The 20776-nt window shown below is 63.4% G+C and carries 21 protein-coding genes; 12 read left to right on the forward strand and 9 right to left on the reverse strand.

The window, feature by feature from the left end; translation table 11 throughout:
- Positions 1 to 4: 4 nt before the first annotated feature.
- Together WG899_RS17800 and WG899_RS17805 are read left to right on the forward strand one after the other, a co-directional pair.
- Positions 5 to 2341, forward strand: coding sequence for a GH92 family glycosyl hydrolase (locus tag WG899_RS17800; RefSeq protein ID WP_339596997.1), 2337 nt, complete (start codon positions 5 to 7; stop codon positions 2339 to 2341).
- A gap of 3 nt (positions 2342 to 2344) precedes the next feature.
- Positions 2345 to 3367 (forward strand): LysR family transcriptional regulator, encoded by a 1023-nt coding sequence (locus WG899_RS17805; protein WP_339596998.1) that lies wholly within the window; start codon positions 2345 to 2347, stop codon positions 3365 to 3367.
- Positions 3368 to 3375: 8 nt separating this feature from the next.
- Here WG899_RS17805 and WG899_RS17810 read toward each other — a convergent pair whose 3' ends face one another.
- Positions 3376 to 4044 (reverse strand): YiaD family glycine zipper/OmpA-like lipoprotein, encoded by a 669-nt coding sequence (locus WG899_RS17810; RefSeq protein WP_339596999.1) that lies wholly within the window; start codon positions 4042 to 4044, stop codon positions 3376 to 3378.
- A gap of 195 nt (positions 4045 to 4239) precedes the next feature.
- Between WG899_RS17810 and WG899_RS17815 the strand changes: the two genes are divergently transcribed.
- Genes WG899_RS17815 through WG899_RS17840 form a run of 6 tightly spaced genes read left to right on the forward strand, consistent with a single transcriptional unit; the run spans position 4240 to position 10537 of the window.
- Positions 4240 to 7275 carry a monovalent cation/H+ antiporter subunit A gene (locus WG899_RS17815; RefSeq protein ID WP_339597000.1) on the forward strand — a complete coding sequence of 1012 codons (3036 nt, stop codon included), beginning with the start codon at positions 4240 to 4242 and terminating at the stop codon, positions 7273 to 7275.
- A complete protein-coding gene (locus WG899_RS17820) occupies positions 7275 to 7655 on the forward strand; it encodes a Na+/H+ antiporter subunit C (protein WP_339597001.1) in 381 nt (126 codons plus the stop codon). Before WG899_RS17815 ends, WG899_RS17820 begins: the two co-directional genes overlap by 1 nt.
- Positions 7652 to 9379: a monovalent cation/H+ antiporter subunit D gene (locus WG899_RS17825; RefSeq protein WP_339597002.1), complete on the forward strand. Its 1728-nt coding sequence runs from the start codon at positions 7652 to 7654 to the stop codon at positions 9377 to 9379. Before WG899_RS17820 ends, WG899_RS17825 begins: the two co-directional genes overlap by 4 nt.
- Entirely contained in the window at positions 9376 to 9897 is a 522-nt protein-coding gene (locus WG899_RS17830) for a Na+/H+ antiporter subunit E (protein ID WP_339597003.1), read from the forward strand. Before WG899_RS17825 ends, WG899_RS17830 begins: the two co-directional genes overlap by 4 nt.
- Positions 9894 to 10172: a K+/H+ antiporter subunit F gene (locus WG899_RS17835; protein ID WP_339597004.1), complete on the forward strand. Its 279-nt coding sequence runs from the start codon at positions 9894 to 9896 to the stop codon at positions 10170 to 10172. Before WG899_RS17830 ends, WG899_RS17835 begins: the two co-directional genes overlap by 4 nt.
- Entirely contained in the window at positions 10169 to 10537 is a 369-nt protein-coding gene (locus WG899_RS17840) for a Na+/H+ antiporter subunit G (RefSeq protein WP_339597005.1), read from the forward strand. Before WG899_RS17835 ends, WG899_RS17840 begins: the two co-directional genes overlap by 4 nt.
- Positions 10538 to 10542: 5 nt before the next feature.
- Here the strand turns inward: WG899_RS17840 and WG899_RS17845 are convergent, their stop codons facing one another.
- Entirely contained in the window at positions 10543 to 11562 is a 1020-nt protein-coding gene (locus WG899_RS17845; protein ID WP_339597006.1) for a LysR substrate-binding domain-containing protein, read from the reverse strand.
- A 134-nt stretch (positions 11563 to 11696) separates the two neighbouring features.
- On the opposite strand from WG899_RS17845, the gene WG899_RS17850 reads away from it, so the two are divergent.
- Both WG899_RS17850 and WG899_RS17855 read left to right on the forward strand, forming a co-directional pair.
- Positions 11697 to 12035 (forward strand): DUF2917 domain-containing protein, encoded by a 339-nt coding sequence (locus WG899_RS17850; RefSeq protein WP_339597007.1) that lies wholly within the window; start codon positions 11697 to 11699, stop codon positions 12033 to 12035.
- Between the two features lie 13 nt (positions 12036 to 12048).
- A complete protein-coding gene (locus tag WG899_RS17855; protein WP_444718868.1) occupies positions 12049 to 12531 on the forward strand; it encodes a cupin domain-containing protein in 483 nt (160 codons plus the stop codon).
- On the opposite strand, the gene WG899_RS17860 is transcribed toward WG899_RS17855, so the two are convergent.
- The 3 genes from WG899_RS17860 to WG899_RS17870 all read right to left on the reverse strand — a co-directional run bounded on the left by WG899_RS17860 (position 12513) and on the right by WG899_RS17870 (position 14595).
- Positions 12513 to 13460 carry a class I SAM-dependent methyltransferase gene (locus WG899_RS17860; RefSeq protein WP_339597009.1) on the reverse strand — a complete coding sequence of 316 codons (948 nt, stop codon included), beginning with the start codon at positions 13458 to 13460 and terminating at the stop codon, positions 12513 to 12515. The genes WG899_RS17855 and WG899_RS17860 overlap by 19 nt on opposite strands.
- Positions 13461 to 13618: 158 nt before the next feature.
- Positions 13619 to 13855: a hypothetical protein gene (locus WG899_RS17865; protein ID WP_339597010.1), complete on the reverse strand. Its 237-nt coding sequence runs from the start codon at positions 13853 to 13855 to the stop codon at positions 13619 to 13621.
- 335 nt (positions 13856 to 14190) lie between these two features.
- Complete coding sequence (locus WG899_RS17870) at positions 14191 to 14595, reverse strand: TfoX/Sxy family protein (RefSeq protein WP_339597011.1); 405 nt, start codon at positions 14593 to 14595, stop codon at positions 14191 to 14193.
- Positions 14596 to 14731: 136 nt separating this feature from the next.
- On the opposite strand from WG899_RS17870, the gene WG899_RS17875 reads away from it, so the two are divergent.
- Both WG899_RS17875 and pepQ read left to right on the forward strand, forming a co-directional pair.
- Entirely contained in the window at positions 14732 to 15301 is a 570-nt protein-coding gene (locus tag WG899_RS17875; RefSeq protein WP_339597012.1) for a 5-formyltetrahydrofolate cyclo-ligase, read from the forward strand.
- Positions 15302 to 15313: 12 nt separating this feature from the next.
- Positions 15314 to 16627: a Xaa-Pro dipeptidase gene (gene pepQ, locus WG899_RS17880; RefSeq protein ID WP_339597013.1), complete on the forward strand. Its 1314-nt coding sequence runs from the start codon at positions 15314 to 15316 to the stop codon at positions 16625 to 16627.
- Between the two features lie 74 nt (positions 16628 to 16701).
- On the opposite strand, the gene WG899_RS17885 is transcribed toward pepQ, so the two are convergent.
- The 4 genes from WG899_RS17885 to ahcY form a co-directional block, all read right to left on the reverse strand.
- Complete coding sequence (locus WG899_RS17885) at positions 16702 to 17364, reverse strand: OmpW/AlkL family protein (protein ID WP_339597014.1); 663 nt, start codon at positions 17362 to 17364, stop codon at positions 16702 to 16704.
- A gap of 140 nt (positions 17365 to 17504) precedes the next feature.
- Positions 17505 to 18350 carry a methylenetetrahydrofolate reductase [NAD(P)H] gene (metF, locus tag WG899_RS17890; protein ID WP_339597015.1) on the reverse strand — a complete coding sequence of 282 codons (846 nt, stop codon included), beginning with the start codon at positions 18348 to 18350 and terminating at the stop codon, positions 17505 to 17507.
- A complete protein-coding gene (locus tag WG899_RS17895; protein WP_339597016.1) occupies positions 18347 to 19123 on the reverse strand; it encodes a TlyA family RNA methyltransferase in 777 nt (258 codons plus the stop codon). The genes metF and WG899_RS17895 overlap by 4 nt, the downstream gene beginning before the upstream one ends.
- Before the next feature lie 147 nt (positions 19124 to 19270).
- Complete coding sequence (ahcY, locus tag WG899_RS17900) at positions 19271 to 20707, reverse strand: adenosylhomocysteinase (protein ID WP_339597017.1); 1437 nt, start codon at positions 20705 to 20707, stop codon at positions 19271 to 19273.
- Positions 20708 to 20776: the final 69 nt, after the last annotated feature.

The following is a 20776-nucleotide window of genomic DNA, read 5'->3' on the forward strand; positions in this document are numbered from 1 at the left end:
GACCATGTCTATTTTCAACACGCCCAGCCAGCCTCAAGGGCCGGCATCGCAGGGCCAGTTCGCGACCGATTCGGCCTATGCCGCGGTTGACGTTTTCATCGGCACCGGCGGCGACGGCCATTGCCACCCGGCGGCCACCCGACCCTTCGGCATGGTGCAGGTCGGCCCGGACACCCAGCATCGCCACCACCGCCAGGCCTACCCCTGGTGCGCTGGCTATCGTTATGAAGACGATTCCATCCTCGGCTTCTCGCACACGCATTTCTCTGGTACCGGCCATGGCGATCTGGGCGATGTGCTCTTGATGCCCTTCACCGGCGCCACCAAGCTGGAGCCCGGCTACCCCGAGCGCGCCATGACTGGCTATCGCTCGCGTTTCTCGCATGATCTGGAGCGCGCTCAGCCCGGCTATTACGCGGTGCGCCTGCTGGACCATGAGATCGATGTGGAGTTGACCTGCAGTGATCGCGTCGGCCTGCACCGTTATCACTTCGAGCCCGGCGCAGCCCCAAAGCTGCTGCTGGACCTGCGCTCCAGCGTCTACAACCACCCGGGGAAAAACCTGTGGTCAAGGCTGCGCCTGCGCACGCCGCAGCTGCTGACCGGCATGCGCGAGACGCGCGGTTGGGCGCCGGGCCGCCAGCTCTATTTCGCCATCGAGTTCTCGCGTCCGCTTGCCCGCCACGAGTTCCACAACACCGAGACCGATGTGGAGTACCGCGGCTTTCGAACGCCCGGCCGCGAGGCGCATGAGAAGCGCGTGCTGGAAGGCCGCGCGCTGGTGGCAGCCTTTGAGTTCGACATCCCGCCCGACCAGCAACTACTGATCAAGGTGGGCATCTCGGCCGTCAGCGAAGACGGCGCCATCGCGAACCTGAGCGAGATGCCGGGCTGGGACTTCGAGGCCCAGCGCCTGCTGGCCGCCAAGGCCTGGGCCGACACCTTGGAGGTGATGGCCATCGACGCCGAGCCCGAACTGCGCACCAGCCTTTACACCGCGCACTACCACGCTTGCCAGGCGCCCAGCCTCTTCATGGATGTTGACGGCCGCTACCGCGGGCCCGACAACGCGGTGCACCAGGCCAAGGACTTTGGCCCGTCTTTCAGCTACCACTCCACCTTCTCGCTCTGGGATACCTATCGGGCCCTGCATCCCTGGCTCTTGCTGACGCAGGGCGCACAACGCAATGGCGACTTCATCAACTCGCTGCTGGCCTCTCAGCAGTACAGCCCGCATGGCATCTTGCCGGTCTGGCAATTTCATGGCCTGGAGACCTGGTGCATGATCGGCTACCACGCCCTGCCGGTGATCGCCGACGCCTACCTCAAGGGCTTGCGTGGCTTTGACGCCAAGGCCGCGCTGGGCGCCATGCAGGCCAGTGCCGAGTACACGCCTTACGGCGGCATCGGTGACTACCTTCAGCATGGCTATGTCCCGTTTGATAAGGAAGGCGAGGGCGCCTCCAAGACGCTGGAGTACTCCTTCGACGACTGGACCCTGGCCCGCATGGCCGAAGCTCTGGGCGAGCACTCGGTGGCGGCCCGTTACTACCAACGTGCGCAGAGCTTCCGTCATCTGCTCGACCCCGCCACCGGCTTTGTCCGCGGCAAAGGCAGCGACGGCCAGTTCCGCCTGCCTTTTGACCCCACGGCCGCCGGCTATGGCAGCGACTACACCGAGGGCAGCGCTTGGCAATATTCTTGGTATATGCCGCATGACTGCGCGGCCCTGGTGGGCAATCTGGGCGGTGATGCCGGCTTGGTGAATCGCCTGGATGAGATCTTCGAGGCCGAAACCAATCCCAAGATGTACGCGCATATGGAGGACATCTCCGGCCTGATCGGCCACTACGCGCATGGCAACGAACCCAGCCACCACATCGCCTATTTGTATGCCTATGCGGGTGCCCCGTGGAAGACCCAGCAACGCCTGAGCCAAATCGTGCCGATGCAGTACGCCAGTGGGCCGGCCGGTCTGGCGGGCAATGACGATCTGGGCCAGATGTCGGCCTGGCTGCTCTTCACCGCCCTGGGCTTTTACCCGGTGGCGCCGGGCAGCAATGAATATGTGATCGGCCGGCCCTTCGTCCAGCAGGCCCGACTCAAATTGCCCAATGGGCGTGAGTTCAGCGTCCGTGCCGAAGGGCTGACGGCGCAGAATGCTTTTGTTGGTGAAGTCTTTTTGAACGGCCAAGTGCATGCGTCCAGCGTCCTGCGCCATGAAGATCTGATGCAAGGCGGCGAGCTGGTGTTTCAGATGCAGGCGGCGCCGAACACCGAGCGCGGCGTCGCTCATGCGAACCGGCCTTACAGTCAGACGCCGTATCTTGATCTGCCTTGATTCATGAGTTCATCCCGCGCCCCCTTGGAATCGCTGCGCCCCGTGTTGAAGGAGCGTCTGCCGCCGCTGAATGCTTTGCGCGCCTTTGAAGTGGCCGCCCGCAAGCTCAGCTTTACGGCGGCCGCCAAAGAGCTGTTTGTCACGCCCGGCGCGGTCAGCCTGCATGTCAAGCAACTGGAAGATTATCTGGACGTGCAGCTCTTTGTGCGCGAAACCAAGAGCCTGCGTTTAACAGCGGAGGGTGAGCGCTACCTGCCCTTGGTCAGCGAAGCCTTCAGCATCTTGCGCCAGGCGACGCAGGGCTTGCGCGGGCGCCAGCTGGAGACGGTGCATCTGTCGGTGCGACCCTTGCTGTGTCATCGATGGTTGCTGGCACGCCTGCCGGCCCTGATGGCGGCGCTGCCCAACTGCCATCTGGAAATCGAGTCCGAGCTGGATCGCGATGTCGAGCGGCAAGACCTGTTGCTGGACTATCAGCCCGCCGTGGGGGCCGAGCTCAGTAGCCAGTTGCTGTTCAGCACCGAGGTGATTCCGGTCTGCAGCCCGGCCTACTTGCAGAGCTTGGGCCTGCAGGGCTTGAGTTTGGACAGCGACTGGACGCGCTTGCGCCTGCTGCACGATCGCCCCTTGCAAGGTATGAGCGAGTACCCCAGTTGGCCGCGCTGGCTGCAGGCCTGTGGCTTGATGCTGGAGCAGCAGTTGGAAGAGGGCGGCGTCGGTAGCGCCAGCTTTGCCAACGGCATGATGTGCTTGGAAGCGGCGCGCGCAGGCTTGGGGCTGGCGCTGGCACCGCGACTCTTGGTGCAGGACGACCTGCGCGAGGGGCGCTTGCTCGAGCCTTTGGCGGGGCAGACCCTAGCGAGCAAGGCCAAACCGCCGAGTGAGCTTGGCCCCTTGCAGCAAAGCTATTACCTGGTTTATCGCCGTGCGGCGCTTGACCGCCCGGTCGTGCGGCAGCTACTTAGCTTCTTGTTGAGCGACTGCTCGGCTTCAGCGGATGCGGCGGCAAGTCCGCAAAGCCCTTAAGCCCAGGCTCAGCTCTTGGCCTGCGGCTCGCGCAGGAAGATCTCCACCCGGCGGTTCTTGGCGCGATCCTCGGCGCTGTCATTGCCGGCCACCGGCTCGCGAGAGCCGCGGCCGACGGCTTCAATGCGGTTGCCGCTGATGCTGCGATCCTCCAGATAGTCGCGCACGCTCTCAGCGCGACGCTTGGACAGCGGGTCGTTGATGCCATCGGAGCCGGTGCTGTCGGTGTGGCCGACGATGCGCACCAAGAGATTGCCCTGGCCGCTCAGGCCGTTGGCAAAGGCATCCAGCACCGGCCGCAAGCGCGGCTCAATCGCTGCGCTGCCCACGGAGAAGGAGATGTCGCTGGGCACTTCCAGCTTCAGCTGGTTGTCCGGCGTGCGCGTCACTTCCACGCCGGTGCCTTGGGTGGCTTGCTCCATGGCGCGGCGCTTTTCTTCCATGTTTTTGGACCATAGATTGCCGCCCACGGCGCCCAGCGCGCCGCCAATGACGGCGCCTGTGCCCGCGTTGCCGCCGGTGGCCGAGCTGAGAATGGCACCTGCCACCGCACCGATGGCCGCGCCGCTGGCCGTTCCCCTTTGGGTTTCGTCCATATTGGCGCAGCCGGCCAGGCTGAGCAGGGCGAGCACCAACAGGGTCGGGGCAGCCGAGTTCTTGCGAGAGATAGAGGGCATGACGGCTTCCTTCTTGAATGCGTGAATCGGTGCGGATGAATGGGAATCGGGGCGCTGAGGATGCTTGATGTTAGCGCTGGAAAATGACTCCGGTATGCTTGGGCGCCAAGCTCGCAGGCTGATGTCCCGCTGGCCCACCCTTGGTTGGCCAGGCCTGCGCGGCCTTGATCACACGCGAAGGACAGCCCTGTCTCCATGACTTTTTCGTTCGACAGCATTCAGCATTTCTTTCAAAGCTTCGGGCTCATCAGCCTGGTGGCGCTGCCGTTTCTGGCCAGCTTGTTGGCGGCGGTCTTGCCCGCCAATGCGCGCAATCTTGAGTCCACGCTGGCCGGCGCGGTGGCCTTGTTCTGCGTGCTGCAAGCGGCCTTACTCTTTCCTGAAGTCGCTGCCGGCGGCGTGATCCGGCAGGAGTTTGAATGGCTGCCTTCGCTGGGCCTGAACTTTGTCTTGCGCATGGATGGCTTTGCCTGGATGTTCTCCCTGCTGGTGCTGGGCATGGGGGCGCTGGTGGTGCTCTATGCGCGCTACTACATGTCGCCGGACGACCCGGTGCCGCGCTTCTTCTCCTTCCTGCTGGCCTTTATGGGCGCGATGAGCGGGGTGGTCTTGTCGGGCAATCTGCTGCAGCTGGTGCTGTTCTGGGAGCTGACCAGCCTGTTCTCCTTCCTCTTGATCGGCTACTGGCATCACCGGCGTGATGCGCGGCGCGGCGCCCGCATGGCATTGACCGTCACCGGCGCTGGCGGCCTGTGCTTGTTGGCCGGCGTGCTGGTGCTGGGCCATATCGTCGGCAGCTATGACTTGGATGTGGTCTTGGCCGCGGGCGAGCAGGTGAGGGCGCATCCGCTCTATGTCACCACCTTGGCGCTGGTCTTGCTCGGCGCCTTCACCAAGAGCGCGCAGTTTCCGTTTCACTTCTGGCTGCCTAACGCCATGGCCGCGCCGACGCCGGTGTCGGCCTATCTGCATTCGGCCACCATGGTGAAGGCCGGCGTCTTCTTGCTGGCGCGCTTGTGGCCGGTGCTGGCCGGCAGCGATCAATGGTTCTGGATCGTCACCGGCGCGGGCTTGTGCACCTTGCTGCTGGGTGGCTTCATCGCCATTTTCCAGACCGATTTGAAAGGCGTGCTGGCCTACTCCACCATCTCTCATCTGGGCTTGATCACCACGCTTTTGGGCCTGAACAGCCCCTTGGCCGCGGTGGCGGCGGTCTTCCACATCATGAACCACGCCACCTTCAAGGCCTCGCTCTTCATGGCCGTGGGCATCATCGACCATGAGACCGGCACCCGCGACATTCGCCGTCTTAGCGGCCTGCGCCGCAGCATGCCGGTCACCGCCACCCTGGCCATGGTGGCCAGCGCGGCCATGGCCGGCGTGCCGCTGCTGAATGGCTTTATTTCCAAGGAGATGTTCTTCAGCGAAGCCGTCTTTGTGACCAGCGCGCCTTGGTTTGACTGGCTGCTGCCGGTGGCTGCGGTGCTAGCGGGCATCTTCAGCGTGGTCTATTCGCTGCGCTTCACGGTTGATGTCTTCTTCGGGCCCGACAGCAGCGCCGAGCTGCCGCGCCACCCGCATGAGCCGCCGCATTGGATGCGCGTGCCGGTTGAGTTATTGGTGCTGGCCTGCTTCTTGGTGGGCACGCTGCCGCAATGGACCATGCAGAGCGTCTTGAGCGCGGCTGCTGCGCCGGTCGTCGGCGGGGTCTTGCCTGAATTCGATTTGGCCGTTTGGCACGGCTTCAACACGCCTTTGTTGATGAGCTTCATCGCCCTGTTCGGCGGCATTGCGCTGTATGCCTTGTTGCGCGGCCCTTTGCAGCGAGAGCACTTCAAGCGCACGCCGATCATCGGTGCGCTCAGTGGCAAGCGCGCCTTCCAACAAAGCTTGGCGCGCTTGACCGCTGGCTCGCGCAGCTTGTTGCGTCTGTTCAGCAGTCGGCGCCTGCAAACCCAGTTGCTCTTGTTGGTGATGGTTGTGCTCGCAGCGACGGCGCTGGCGGCTCAGGGCGCGCAGTTCTTCGCGGGGCAACGGCCGCCGGTGCCTTTTGCGCCGATGTTTGCCTTGCTCTGGCTGATCGGTGGCGCGGCGGCCTTGGCCTGCGCGCGTGCCGCCAAGTTCCAGCGTTTGACGGCGCTGGCCATGATGGGCGTGGCGGGCCTGTGCACCGTGATCACCTTTGCCTGGTTCTCGGCACCTGATCTGGCCCTGACCCAGCTCTCGGTGGAGACCGTCACCACCGTCTTGCTCTTGCTCGGCCTGCGCTGGCTGCCCAAGCGGATTGAGGCGCTGGAGGCTGCCGAGGCTTTGGCCGAAACGCTGCTGGACAAAGCCCGCCGCCGCGTCCGCCGCGCGCGCGATCTGCTGCTGGCGTTGGGCGTCGGTGGCGGCATGGCCTTGCTGTCCTACGCCATGATGACGCGGGACTTTTCGCAAAGCATCTCGCCATTTTTCTTGGAGCGCGCCCTGCCCGAAGGCTTTGGCACCAATGTGGTCAATGTGATGTTGGTGGACTTCCGCGGCCTCGACACCTTGGGCGAGATCACCGTGCTGGGCATCGTCGCGCTGACGGTCTACGCTTTGCTGCGGCGCTTCCGCCCCGCCAGCGAAAGCACCGAGTTGCCGCTGCAACAGCAGGCCTTGGCGGGTGATATCGACACCGATTTGGTCCACGCCAATACTGCCACCGATACGGCCAGCGGCTATCTCCTGGTCCCTGCGGTGCTGGTGCGCTTGCTGCTGCCGGTGGCGGTGGTGTTCGCGGTGCATCTCTTCATGCGCGGCCACAACCAGCCGGGCGGCGGCTTTGTGGCGGGTCTGGTCTTGTCCACCGCTTTCATCCTGCAATACATCGTCTCGGGCACCCAGTGGGTGGAGGCCAATATCCGCCTGCGACCGCAGCGCTGGATCGCCAACGGGCTGCTGATCGCCACGCTGACCGGCATGGGCTCCTTTGTCTTCGGCTATCCCTTCCTGACGACGCATACCGCGCATTTCCACGTGCCGCTCTTGGGCGAGATCCATATTGCCAGTGCCTTGTTCTATGACATCGGCGTGTTCAGCCTGGTGGTGGGGGCGACACTGCTGATCCTCACGGCCCTGGGCCACCAAGCGGTGCGTGGGCATCGCATTCAACGCCAGGAAGAACTGGAAGACATGAAAGAAGCCGCCGAGCGGGCTGTGCAGGCCGCCCGGGTCGCAGTAGTGACGCAGAAAGGGCTCAGCTGATGGAATTCGTCATGGCCTGTGCCATCGGTCTGCTGAGCGGCTGCGGCGTTTGGTTGCTGCTGCGTCCGCGCACCTATCAAGTCATCATTGGCCTGAGCCTCTTGGGCTACGGCGTCAACCTCTTCATCTTCAGCATGGGGCGCTTGGGCATCGACAAAGAGCCGGTCTTGGCTGCCGGCGTGCCGGCCACGCTGCAAAACTATATTGACCCGATGCCGCAGGCCTTGGTGCTGACGGCCATCGTCATCGGTTTCGCGATGACGGCGCTGTTCCTGGTGGTCTTGCTGGCGCAACGCGGCTTCTTTGGCAATGACCATGTGGATGGCACGCCCGACGAGTTGTCCGAGCCAAGTGCTGCTGCAAAGGAGCCGCAGCCATGATGGCGCTCTTGACGCACTGGGCGCTGGTGGCCAATGCGGCGCTGATGCCGCACCTGACCATGGCGCCGATTCTGCTGCCGCTGCTCGCCGCCTGCTTGCTGCTGATGCTGGGCGAGCGCCGCCACCGCCGCAAGGCCTTGCTCTCGATGTTGGCGGCCGTGGGCAATCTGGCCGTGGCGGTGTTCTTGATGCTCAGCGTGGCCATGGAGGACGCGCAGCCCATCGGCTTTGGCGTCTATCTGCCCTCCAACTGGGATGTGCCCTTCGGCATCGTGTTGGTGCTGGACCGGCTCTCGGCCTTGATGCTGGTGGTGGCCGCTGTGGTGGCCTTGATGGCGCTGTTGTTTGCCTCGGCGCGCTGGCACAAAGCGGGCGCGCATTTCCATGTGCTGCTGCAGCTGCAAATCATGGGCTTGAACGGCGCCTTTTTGACCGGTGACCTGTTCAACCTCTTTGTCTTCTTCGAGGTGATGCTGGCGGCCTCGTATGGGCTCTTGCTGCACGGCAGCGGGCCGGCGCGGGTGCGCTCGGGCCTGCATTACCTGGCCATCAATTTGGCAGCGTCTTCGCTGTTCTTGGTGGGCGCTGCGCTGATTTACGGCGTCAGCGGCACTTTGAATATGGCCGACTTGGCGGCGCGCATCCCGGATATCCCCGACAGTGACCGCGCCCTGTTGCACGCCGGCTGCGCGGTCTTGGCGGTGGCCTTTTTGGCCAAGGCGGCGATGTGGCCGCTGAACTTCTGGCTCAGCCCGGCCTATACCGCCGCCAGCGCACCCTCGGCCGCGATCTTTGCTTTGCTGACCAAGGTGGGCGTTTACGTCTTGCTGCGCTTGTCCACGCTTTTGTTCTCAGACCAAGCCGGCGCCTCGGCCGGCTTTGGTCATTTGTGGCTGCTCTGGGGTGGCATGGCGACGCTGGCTTTTGGCGCCCTGGGTCTGCTCAGCGCGCAGCGGCCCGCCAGGTTGGCCAGTTATGCGGTGATCGTGTCCTCCGGTACCTTGATGGCGGTGTTGGGTTTTGCCAAGCCCGAGTTGACGGCCGGCGCGCTCTACTACCTGCCGGGCTCCACTTTTGCGGTGGCTGCTTTCTTCTTGCTGGCGGAGTTGATGGATCGATCGCGCAACCCGGACCCAGCCGCGCAGCGTGCGCCGGAGGATGAGGAAGACCATCTGCCTTTTGCCCTGGTCGAACAAGAGTTGGCGCGCGAGGCCAATCTGGATGAGGACGAAGAGGTGTTGGTTGGGCGCGCCATTCCCGCCGCCACCGCTTTGCTGGGCTTGGCTTTTGTGTGCTGCACCCTCTTGGTGGCGGGTCTGCCGCCCTTGTCGGGTTTCGTCGGTAAGCTGCTGATGCTCTCGGCCTTGCTGGGGCCGCCGAGTGCGCCGGTGTCGGCCCCGGCCTGGGTGTTCTTGGGCCTTTTGATGCTCTCTGGCTTGTTCGCTTTGATTGCCTTGTCGCGCACCGGGATTCGCTTTTTCTGGACGCCGGTGGACCGCGCAGCGCCGGTCTTGCGGGTGGCCGAGCTGACGCCCATCGTGCTTCTGCTGGGGGTGTGTGTGGCCATGACGGTGCACGCTGAGGGGCTGTTCCAATACGCCCGTGCCACGGCGCAATTGCTTTACCAGCCGCAGGGCTATATCGAGGCCGTCTTGAGCACCCAGCCGGTGCCCACGCCGACCAACGCAGAACGCCTGCGGCAAGCGCAGGAGGCCAAGCCATGACTCGGGCCACGTCTCGCAAGCCCTGGCTGAAGCGCCTCTTCCCCGCGCCGCTGCTGAGCTTGGCCCTGGTGGCCCTGTGGCTGCTGCTCAACGATGCCTTCAGCCTCGGGCATTGGCTCTTGGCCATTGCGGTGGGCGTGTTGGCGCCGAGCTTGACGGCCTCCTTGCGGCCCACGCCGGGCAGCTTCAAAAAGCCCGGCCTGGCTTTCCGCTTGTTTTGGCAGGTGGGCCTGGATGTGCTGGTATGGAACTGGCGGGTGCTGTGCGGCACGCTGCGGCCGGCTGATCGCTTGCCTCAAGGGGGCTTTGTCACCGTGCCGCTCGATCTGCGCGACCCGAATGGGCTGGCGGTCTTGTCGGCCATCATGTGTGTGATCCCCGGCACCATCTGGTCGGAGCTGGCCCTGGACCGCAGCGCCTTGCTGGTGCATATGTTCGAACTCGAACATGCGGAGGCGGAAGTGGCCCTGATCAAGTCGCGCTACGAGCGCCCCTTGATGGAGATTTTTGAATCATGAGTACCTTCCTGTTTGGTGCCATTCTTTGCACCCTGGCGCTCTATGTGGCGGGCATGACCCTGTGCTTGTGGCGCATGGTGCGCGGCCCGGCCTCGCAAGACCGGGTGCTGGCGTTGGATGTGGTGTGCACCATCGCCATGCTGACGCTGATGGTGCTGGCGATTCGCTACCGCAGCGCCATGTACTTCGAGGCTGCGCTGCTGATCGCCTTGTTTGGTTTTGTCGGCTCCACGGCCATGGCCAAGTTCTTGTTGCGCGGCGAGGTGATCGAATGAGCCCTGAATTGGCCTTGCCACTCTGGGTGGAGATCCCGGTGGCCCTGCTCTTGCTGGCCAGCGGCGTGTTTGTGTTTGTCGCGGCGCTGGGCCTGGTGCGCTTCAAGAGTTTTTTCATGCGCATGCATCCGCCAGCGCTGACCTTCACCATTGCGGCCTGGTGCGTGACCCTGGCCACCATCATTTACTTCTCGGCGCTGGAGCAAGGCCTGGCCCTGCATGCCTGGCTGATCATCATCTTTCTTGCACTGACGGTGCCGGTGACCACCATCATGCTGTCGCGCGCGGCGCTGTTTCGCAGCCGCACCTCAGGCTCGCCTGAGGAGGCGGTGCCGCCCTCGCTGAGTCGGCCCAAGCCCGACTGAGTCCTTCAAGCGGCCGGCGCGGCCTCTTCGCCAATGTCGCGCCGCGTCTGCTCGGCCTGCTTGAGCAACCAGTCTCTGAACTGCATGACCTCGGGCCGCCCTTCGCTGTGGCGTGAGCAGAGCAGCCAATAGGCCACCGGGCTGCTCATGCGGCCCGCCCGGCCAAAGGGCTCGACCAGATCGCCGCGCTCCAGCTGTTCGCTGACCAAGGCCAGCCTTGCCAGCGCCACCGCCTGACCGCCCAATGCCGCTTGAACTTGCTGGTAGGTGAAGTTCAGGTACATCCAGCGGCGCGGTTGCAAGTCAGGCTCGCCATGCGCACGCAACCATCGCCGCCAGCTCAGGAACTCGGCCGTGGGACGGCTGTCGTCCTCCTCGGCCAAGGTGTAATGCGCCAAATCAGCGGCGCTGCGCAGCGCCGGCCGCTCGCCTTGTTCGGCTTGGGCTGCCAGCCAGCGGCTGACCGCCGGCGTCAGGGTCTCACCGAACAATCGGGTGGCTTGGTTCGGCGTGTTGCCACGCTCGGTGTAGCGCAGGGCAATGTCGAATTCGCTGTCGTCCAGCTCGATCACCGCGTCATTGGCCGAGACGCGGATATCGATGTCCGGATGCTCGCGCTGAAAGGCCTCCAGGCGCGGGATCAGCCAGAGTGAAGCAAAAGAGGCAAAGGTGGTGACATTGACCACCCGGCGCGAGCGCTTCTCGCGCATCTGCCGCACGGTTTGGTCCAGTCGCTCCAGCAGCGGCACCGTCGTGGCCTGCAGCGTCGCGCCGTCGCTGGTCAGCTGCACATGGCGGGTACCGCGCAAGAACAGCGCGCAGCCCAATTCCTCTTCCAAGGATTGGATCTGCCGGCTGATGGCCGATTGCGTTAGGAACAACTCCTCGGCCGCGCCTCTGAAGCTCAAGAGCCGCGCCACCGCCTCAAAGGCGCGCAGCGGCCCTACCGCCAAGGGGCGCTGCCGCAAGGGCTGGGGCTGGGCGCGCGGCGGCGATGCGGTTTTGTTGTCAGCGTTTTGATTCATGCGTGAATGGTATCAATCCATTTCGCCGATCTCATTGGACGCGCCGAGGCTCCATCCCTAGCATTCAAGCCTGTCAGTTAAGAGTCGCCGCGGTTTCGGTGATGCTGTCAGGGGATGAAGAAGGGAGTGAAGTCATGAGCAATTCGCAAGAACAAGCGCTGTGGCGCCTGGCCTCGGGCGAGGCCTTGAGTCTGCCGATTGGGCCCGGTGCCCGTGAACTTAGCGTCAGCGAAGGCCGTCTATGGCTGACGCTGAAGGGCAGCGCCCAGGCGCCAGCGCAAGACATCTGGCTGCAAGCCGGCGAAAGCCTGGCCCTGGCCTCGGGCAGTCAGGTGGTGCTGGAGGCCTGGCCGCAAGCGGCGTTTCAGCTGCTGGTGCCGCCGGCTGCGTGCAAAGAGTTTGCGTCTCGGCCGGTGGCGCGGTCACGGCGACAGTCCGCGATGGCGCTGACTTCGCTGCAGCCCGCAGCCTGATCAGCTTGCAGCCGTGGTGCAAACCAACCCTGTCAGCCTACTCAAGGCCGCCGATATCGCTGTACTGCCGCAGCTCAGCAAGATTCATGCACTGAATCCGCAGGCGATGCGTGACAGTCGATCTTTGTCGGACTTGACGGGGTTAAAAGCCCTGGGCATTCAACTGGTGACGCTGCAACCGGGGCGGCAAGCCTGGGAATACCACCGCCATCTGTATGAGGAGCAGTGCTTCTACATCCTTGCCGGCCAGGGCCATGCCGATATCGACGGTGTCTTGCATGCCCTCGGCCCTGGCGACTTTCTTGGCTTTGCGGCCCAGGGTGCGGCGCACACCTTGATCAACACCGGCACAGAGCCTCTGGTCTTTATCGCGGCACGAACGCAGTTGGAGTTGGATGTCTGTGACTACCCGCGGCTGGGAAAGCGGCTCTATATGAACGGTGACGAAGAGGCCTTGGTTGATTTGGCGGCGGTCAGTCAGCCCGGGGTTCTGTAAATCAAGACCTTCAGCGATCGCTCGTCCGACACATCGGCAAACACCGCCGGGTTGGCCACGCGCTCGACGAACTGCAACTCCGGCGCCAGGGCCTGCATCTGGTCTTTCAAGAAGGCCTGATCAAGCTTGGGTGTGTTCAGACACAGCATGGCATGGCCGCCCGAGGCCAGTAGATCGGGCAGGCGGCGCATCAGGCGGGCGTAGTCTTTGGTCGCCACAAAGCTGCCTTTTTGATAGCTGGGCGGGTCCAGGATGATCAGCTCATAAGGCCCGCCGCGAGTGATCTTGCCCCAGGAATTGAAGATGTCATGGGCCAGGAAGCTGGCGCCGGCCTCATGGCCGGTCGGCAAATCGTTCAAGCGATGGTTCTGTCGCCCAATGGCCAGAGCGCCGGCGCTCATGTCCATATTGACGACCTTGTGCGCGCCGGCCTGCAGCGCCGCCACCGAGAAGGCGCAGGTGTAGGCGAACAGGTTCAGCACCTTCAGCTCGGGTTTGACGGCGCGCCGCTGCTGCACAAACTCGCGAACCCAGCGCCGGCCCTCGGCCATGTCCAAAAACAGGCCATGGTTCTGGCCTTTCAGCACATGCACCTGATAGCGGGCGCCGGCCTCGACCACCACATGAGGCTCCGGCACCTGGCCTGCCATCAAGCGGGTCTCGCTGAGCTGCCCTTCGGCGCGGCATTGGTAGACCCAGTTCAGCGCCTGCCCTGGGGCCAGGTCTTGCCAGCGCGCGGCGAGAGCGGCGTGGATGGTTGCCAATACTTCATCGCTGCAGGGCTCAAAGCTGGTCAAGACCAGCACCGGCGGATAGGCGTCCAGCGACCACTGCTCGCAACCAGGGTAGAGGCCACCTCGGCCATGAAAAATGCGCTGGGCGTCGGCGGGCAGGGCCATCGTGGCGATGGCGTTGAGCAGGGCTTGCATGGGCGGGATGAACTGAAGGGCGCGGAAGAAGAGGCTGACAAAAGTCTAGCGAAGCAAGTGCAGCGACGGGCATTGCCGCTTTGCTGGGCCCCAGGGTCAAGCCCCTTCGTCGGCTTTCAGCGATAGCAAAAGAATGCTGCTCTGCTGGGCGTACGGCCTCACTTTTCGGCGGCAGCCCCATTCGGAGAGCTGGCGGCTGATGTCGCTTTAACACCCGCCTGGAAGCCGGACTGTGCATCGCTCATCGCGACGTGCGCATAGTCGCCGAACACGCCCGAAAGATAGAGTGCAATCGCTGCAGCCAACATGATCTGGCGGTGGTTCTTGAAGTAACCATAGAGCAGGGTGGCGAAGCTGCAGATGAAGAGCGCGATCGAGAGTGTGGCGATGGTCATGATTCAAGCAAAGAGTGTTGCTGTTAATGGCAAGGTCCGAGACGTACCCTGGGCCTTATTGCCAGGCGCTGCAGCCTGAGACGCTGGACGGTGTGGGCACTATTTCCATGTCGCCATTGTCGACGCTGGCTGAATAAATAGGCAAAAGCCACGCCCAGGGGAGCGGACAGTGTTTTCGGCACGAGGTACAGGAGCCTTCGGAGGGTCTGAGTGAGCGAATTTCTCATAGACGCCTCAGGGATGCCTCGACAGCATGCGGCGAACTCTAGCGGCTTGAGAGGGGCGAGAAGAAAGTTGTACCAGCAGCAACTCGCGTAGCTCCGATGTAAGTAAGCTCAAGGGGTAGTTCGTTTGACTGGCGCCTTCTTGGCCCTGGTCAAGCCTTTGGACGTCTTGGGGCGAGCTTTCTCAGCCCGTGCTCTGAGCGCGGCACCCAACGCCAGCCGTCCCCAAGGCTCCATCAGCGCCGGAGACTCCATTGCTTCCTCGGGCGCCACGAAGTAGCCCAAGGTCGCCACTTGCCCTTCGCGCTCGTATTGAAAGGGTGCGCAGCCGGCGGCCAGGAATTGCTCGCGAGTCTGGGCGTCGGCTTTCAGGTAGAGCTGATCAAAGGCGATGATGGCGATGAACAGGTCGTCCACGTAAATGCCCCAGCCACCAAACATGCGGCGATGGCGCAAGGGGCCCAGGGGGCTGAGCAGCTCAAGGCTGTGGTCCAGCAGTTCTTGATGGTTTGCCATGCGTCAAATTAAGGGTTTGAACGGACAGGATGGCCCGGGGCAGGACGCCGACTGCACTCACAATCAGACTCAGCCGGCGCGAGACCTCGAGCCAAGTACCGGCTGATTGTTACGTCCTTTGCCAGGGGAATTGTCCGTGGATCTGAATGACCGCAGCGCTTTGCGCCACAAGCTGATCGAAGATCGCCTGAATCTGCCGCATCGGCTGGAACTCGCCGACCACTTGCAAGAGGTCTTGCGCGTTTGGCTCTTGCGCCGCCCCGAGTTGACGATTGGTGCTTATTGGCCGATCAAGGGCGAGTTTGACCCGCTGCCGGCCTTGTACCGCTGGAGCGAGAACCACCCCGAGCGCCGCATCGGCCTGCCGGTGGTGGACAAGGCCCATGGCACGCTGCGCTTTCACGTGTGGTATCCCGGCTGCCCGATGGAGGAGGATGCTTACGGCATCCCCAAGCCCAAGGACACCGAGGTGTTCGAGCCGCAGCTCTTGATCGTGCCTTGCGTGGGCTATGGACCTTTCGGCTTGCGCCTGGGCTATGGCGGGGGCTTTATGGATCGCACGCTGGCCGCCTTGCAACCGCGCCCCGCCACGGCCGGTATTGCTTATGCACATGGCTTTCAGCCGCTGTTGAAGGCCGAGCCTCATGATGTGCCGCTGGAAGCAATGCTGACCGAAGAGGGTGTGGTCTGGGACATCCATGGCTGACAATCTGCGCCCATGACTACCTACGCTCAACACCTGACCCTGCTGCAGCAGCGCACCGAGAGCGCGCTGGCCCGTTGCGGCTTCGACGCGCTGCTGATCGCCTCCGGCATCGAGAAATTTGCCTTTCTGGACGATCGGCCCTATCTGTTTCAGCCCAATCCGCATTTCAAGCAGTGGCTGCCCTTGGTCAACCACCCCAATAGCTGGCTCTTGCTGCGCCCCGGTCACAAGCCGCGCGTGGTCTATTACCAGCCCGATGATTACTGGCATGTGCCGCCCAGCGCTCCGACCGGGGAATGGATTGAGCATGTGGAACTGATCGTCATCAGCCGTGCCGAGGATGCGGCCGCTCATCTGAAAGTGCCCGGCCGCTTGGCCATCATCGGTGAGGCCGATGCGGCGCTGGACGGCGTGCAGCCGAACAACCCCGCCGACCTGCTGAACCTGCTGCACTACCCACGAGCTTGCAAGAGCGAGTATGAGTTGGAGCAGATGCGTGCCGCCTCACGCCGCGCCGCGCCAGCGCACCTGGCCGCGCGCGCTGCCTTTTTGGCCGGCGGCTCCGAGGCCGAGATCCACCGCGCTTACTTGATTGCCGCCGGGCACACCGACCGTGATCTGCCCTATGGCAGCATCGTTGCGCTGAACGAGCACTGCGCCGTGCTGCACTACCAGTATCAAGACGAGCAGCGTCCCGCAGAGAGCCTCAGCTTCTTGATCGACGCGGGCGCTCAGGTGAACGGTTATGCCTCCGACATCACCCGCACCTGGACCCATGGTAATGCCGCCAGCGCCGAGTTCGACGCGCTGCTGGCCGCAATGGAGAGCGCCCAGCTGGCGCTGGTGGACGAGGTGCGCGCCGGGGTGGACTACCGTGAGATACATCTCAGCACCCATCGTCGTATCGCTGCCATCCTGCAGCAGCAGGGCATCGTCAAGATGAGCGTCGAGGCACAACTCGCTGAACGCGTGACCTCGAGCTTTATGCCGCATGGCATCGGCCATCTGCTCGGGCTGCAGGTGCACGACATTGGTGGCTTCATGGCTGACGAGCGTGGCGCGCTGGCGCCCAAGCCCGAGGGCCATCCCTATTTGCGCCTGACCCGCACGCTGCAAGCCGGCATGGTGGTGACGATCGAGCCGGGGCTGTATTTCATCCCGACACTGTTGCGCCAACTGCGGGCCAGCCCTGCATCTGCTTCGGTGGACTGGGCCTTGGTGGAGCGCCTCGGCCGCTTCGGCGGCATCCGCATCGAGGACGATGTGGTCTGCCGCGCCGAGGGTGGGCCGGAGAATATGACGCGGGATGCGTTTGCCGTCTTGTAAGGCGAACGAGTCGAAAGAGAAAAGCCGCTGCGGCCCTGATGGGCGGCAGCGGCTTTTTCAATGGCTAGGCTGGCTTAGAAGCGCATGCCCAGGCCCACGCCGACCAGCAGCGGATCGACCTTGAATTCGCCGATGTCCGTGCCCTTGGAGTAGACGGTGGTCTTGATCTGAACCTTCTTGATGTCGATGTTCAGGTACAGATTCTTGGCAACTTCAATGTCAGCACCGATCTGTGCGGAGAAGCCCCAGCTGTTGTTCTTCAGGCTCAGGTCCAGCGGCGCCACGTTCGAGTCGAACTTGATGCTGGACAGATTGGTGTAGTTCACGCCCAGACCCACGTAAGGACGGAAAGTGCTGGTGGGGCTGAAGTGGTACTGCGCGCTCAGGGTGGGAGGCAGGTGCTTGAAGCTGCCGATCTTGCCCACGCCAGTGACCGACAGGTCTTGCGATTGCGGGTAGGTCAGGATCAACTCGGCGGCAATATTGGGGGTGATGAAGTAGGTGATGTCCACTTCAGGCAGCCACTTGTTGTTGATCGAGGCTTCGGCAGGCGAACCCACCACGGCGCTCAAAGTGGTGCGCAGTTTGTCGCTGTTGGTGTTGGCCGAATCCAGATGCACAGCGCGTGCGCGCACCAGCCAAGGGCCTTCTTGTTGGGCTTGAGCGGCGAAAGAGGTGCAGGCCAAAGCGGCGGCTGCGGACACGGTGGCGATAACGCTGAAGAGCTTGCTTGTCATTGATCTACTTCCTAAAAAGCCGGGAACAGCCCCGATGGAAGAGATTTGAAGCTGTTGGCCTGGGTAAACCCTTGATCTAACGCAAAGTCAAAAAAGCCCTCGCGGGGAGGGCTTCTTCAAATTGATCTTGCGCAAGAAGCTCAGCCAAGACTGAGGCGTTTGCACAACTCCAACGTCAAAGCGGATTGATTGAGCGTATAGAAGTGGATGCTGGGCGCGCCGCCGGCGATCAGGCGCTCGCAAACGCGGGTCATCACCTCCAGCCCGAATTCGCGAATGCTGGCCACATCGTCCATATAGCCTTCCATCTTCAGGGCCACCCAGCGCGGGATCTCAATGCCGTCGCGTGCCGCGAACTGGGCGATGCGAGCGTAGTTGTGGAAGGGCATGATGCCCGGCACGATCGGCGCGTCCACACCCAACTTGCGTGCTTCATCGACGAAGTGGAAGTAGGCATCGGGGTTGAAGAAGAACTGCGTGATCGCCGAGTTAGCCCCGGCACGCATCTTGGCGGCGAAGTGTTGCAGGTCCTTGGCCGCGTAGCGCTGCTGCGGGTGGTACTCGGGGTAGGCGGCCACTTCGATCTGCCAATCCGCGCCTTGGGTTTCGCGGATGAAGGCGACCAGCTCGGAGGCATAACGGAACTCACCGGCGGTAGCGGTGCCGCTGGGCAGGTCGCCGCGCAAGGCCACCACACGGCGAATGTTTTGCGCGCGATAGGTGGCCAAAATCTCGGCGATGTTCTCGCGCGTGGAGCCTACGCAGGAGAGGTGTGGCGCGGCCTCAAAGCCGGCCGCCGCAATGTCCATCACCGTGCTGAGGGTCTTGTCGCGGGTGGAGCCGCCGGCGCCATAGGTGACGCTGAAGTAATGCGGCTTCAGCACGCTCAGGTCTTGCACCACGGTCTTGAGCTTCTCGGTGCCCACCGGTGTGTTGGGCGGGAAGAACTCGAAACTGACTGGAATGCGGGGTGTTGCTGTGCTCATGGCTTGTCTTTCGCAGCCTCGGGCGCTTGCGCCCAGAGGAAAAATTCTTTGTTGCCGTCACCGCCGGTGATGGCACTCTCAAAATAGCCCAGCACCTGCCAGCCCTGCTCTCGGGCGGCTTGGCGTGCCTGGGTTTCCAGCAGCGGGTATTGCTTGGCGTCTTTGACCAGGCCGCCGCGGGCCAGCGCCTTCTTGCCCAGCTCGAACTGCGGTTTCACCAGCAGCAAGACCTGACCCTTGGGCGCCAGCCAGGCGGCCAGATGGGGCAGGGCGCCCAGCATCGAAATAAAGCTGAGGTCACCGACGATCAAGGCAAAGCCTTCGGGCGGCGCGTGCTGCGCCAGCGCCGAACCTGCCAGCTCGCGCACATGCAAATGCTCCAGCCCCACCACCTGGGGGTTCTGGCGCAGCTGCTCGTGCAACTGGCTGTGGCCCACGTCCACGCCGACCACCTTGGCCGCGCCCGCTTTCAGCAGGCAGTCGGTGAAGCCGCCGGTGCTTTGACCCATGTCCAGCACCGTCAGGCCGCTCACATTCAAGCCGCTCTGGTGCAGCGCGCCCTCCAGCTTGAGCCCGCCGCGCGAGACGAAGCGCAGTTCCGCGTCATCGCTGACCCGCAACTCGCAGTGCTCCGGCAATTCCTCACCCGCCTTGCGGATCGCCTGCCAGTCTTTGGGGCCTTGCCACTGCGCCGCACCGGCCGTGATCAGCCGCTGCGCCGCCGAACGAGTCGGCGCCAGGCCTTTGGAAACTAACAGTTGATCAGCGCGCATAGGAGAGGGGTCAGGTGTGTCGAGGCGTAGCGAGCGGTCGTCAGGCTAGACGCGGGCGGATCCGCAGACCGGAGCGTAGCTTGGGCTACGTGAGGATCTGCGGAGGGACCCGCAACAACGCCTGGCGACCGCGTAGTAGCCTTCAGATCAATAGCGGTAGGTGTCGGGCTTGTAGGGGCCTTGCTTCGGCACTCCGATATACGCCGCCTGCTCCTCGGTCAACTCGCTCAGCTGCGCATTCAGCGTGGTCAGCTGCAAGCGCGCCACCTTCTCGTCCAGGTGCTTGGGCAGCACATAGACCTTGCCGATGTCATAGGCGTCCTTGTGCGCGAACAGTTCGATCTGGGCGATCGTCTGGTTGGCGAAGCTGGAGCTCATCACATAGCTCGGGTGGCCGGTGCCGCAGCCCAGGTTCACCAGACGGCCCTTGGCCAGCAAGATGATGCGCTTGCCATCGGGGAAGATCACGTGGTCGACCTGTGGCTTGATCTCTTCCCACTCGTACTTCTCGAGCGCGGCGACATCGATCTCATTGTCGAAGTGACCGATATTGCAGACGATGGCGTTGTTCTTCATCGCGGCCATATGTTCATGGCGGATGACGCTCTTGTTGCCGGTGGTAGTGACGAAGATGTCGGCCTTGTCGGCGGCGTATTCCATGGTCACGACGCGGTAGCCTTCCATCGCTGCCTGCAGCGCGCAGATCGGGTCGATCTCGGTCACCCAGACCTGGGCCGACAGCGCGCGCATGGCTTGGGCCGAGCCCTTGCCCACATCACCGTAGCCGGCGATGACGGCAACCTTGCCGGCGATCATCACATCGGTGGCGCGCTTGATACCGTCCACCAGCGACTCGCGGCAGCCGTACAGATTGTCGAATTTGCTCTTGGTCACCGAGTCGTTCACATTGATGGCGCGGAACAGCAGCGAGCCCTTGGCGGCCATTTCCTGCAGACGGTGCACGCCGGTGGTGGTCTCTTCGGTCACGCCCAGAATCTCGGCGCTCTTGCGGGTGTACCAGGTCGGGTCAACGGCGATCTTGGCCTTGATGGCTGCGAACAGCACGCGTTCTTCTTCGCTGCCTGGCTTGTCGAGCACGCTCAGATCCTTCTCGGCCTTCTGGCCCAAGTGCATCAGCAGCGTGGCGTCGCCGCCGTCGTCCAGGATCATGTTCGGGCCTTCGCCGGGCGTGCCCTTGGCGCCGAAGTCGAAGATGCGGTGCGTGTAGTCCCAGTAGTCCACCAGGGTCTCGCCCTTGTAGGCGAACACCGGCGTGCCCACGGCCACCAGCGCGGCGGCGGCTTGGTCCTGGGTCGAGTAGATATTGCACGAGGCCCAGCGCACTTCGGCACCCAGGGCTTGCAGTGTTTCGACCAGCACAGCGGTCTGGATCGTCATGTGCAGCGAGCCGGTGATGCGCGCGCCCTTGAGCGGCTGGGTGGCGGCGTATTCCTTGCGGATCGCCATCAGCGCCGGCATTTCGCTCTCGGCGATGTTCATTTCCTTGCGGCCCCAGGCGGCGAGGCTCAGGTCGGCAATGTGGTATTGGTCTTTGGACAGGGTTGTCGATGCAGCGGTGGTCATTGCGGGCTCCTTCAGAATTTGAAGCCGCTACCGTCATCATTTGGGCAAACCGATCACCCACGCGAAGAC

Source organism: Paucibacter hankyongi, from assembly GCF_037482915.1.
Lineage (GTDB): Bacteria > Pseudomonadota > Gammaproteobacteria > Burkholderiales > Burkholderiaceae_C > Paucibacter_A > Paucibacter_A hankyongi.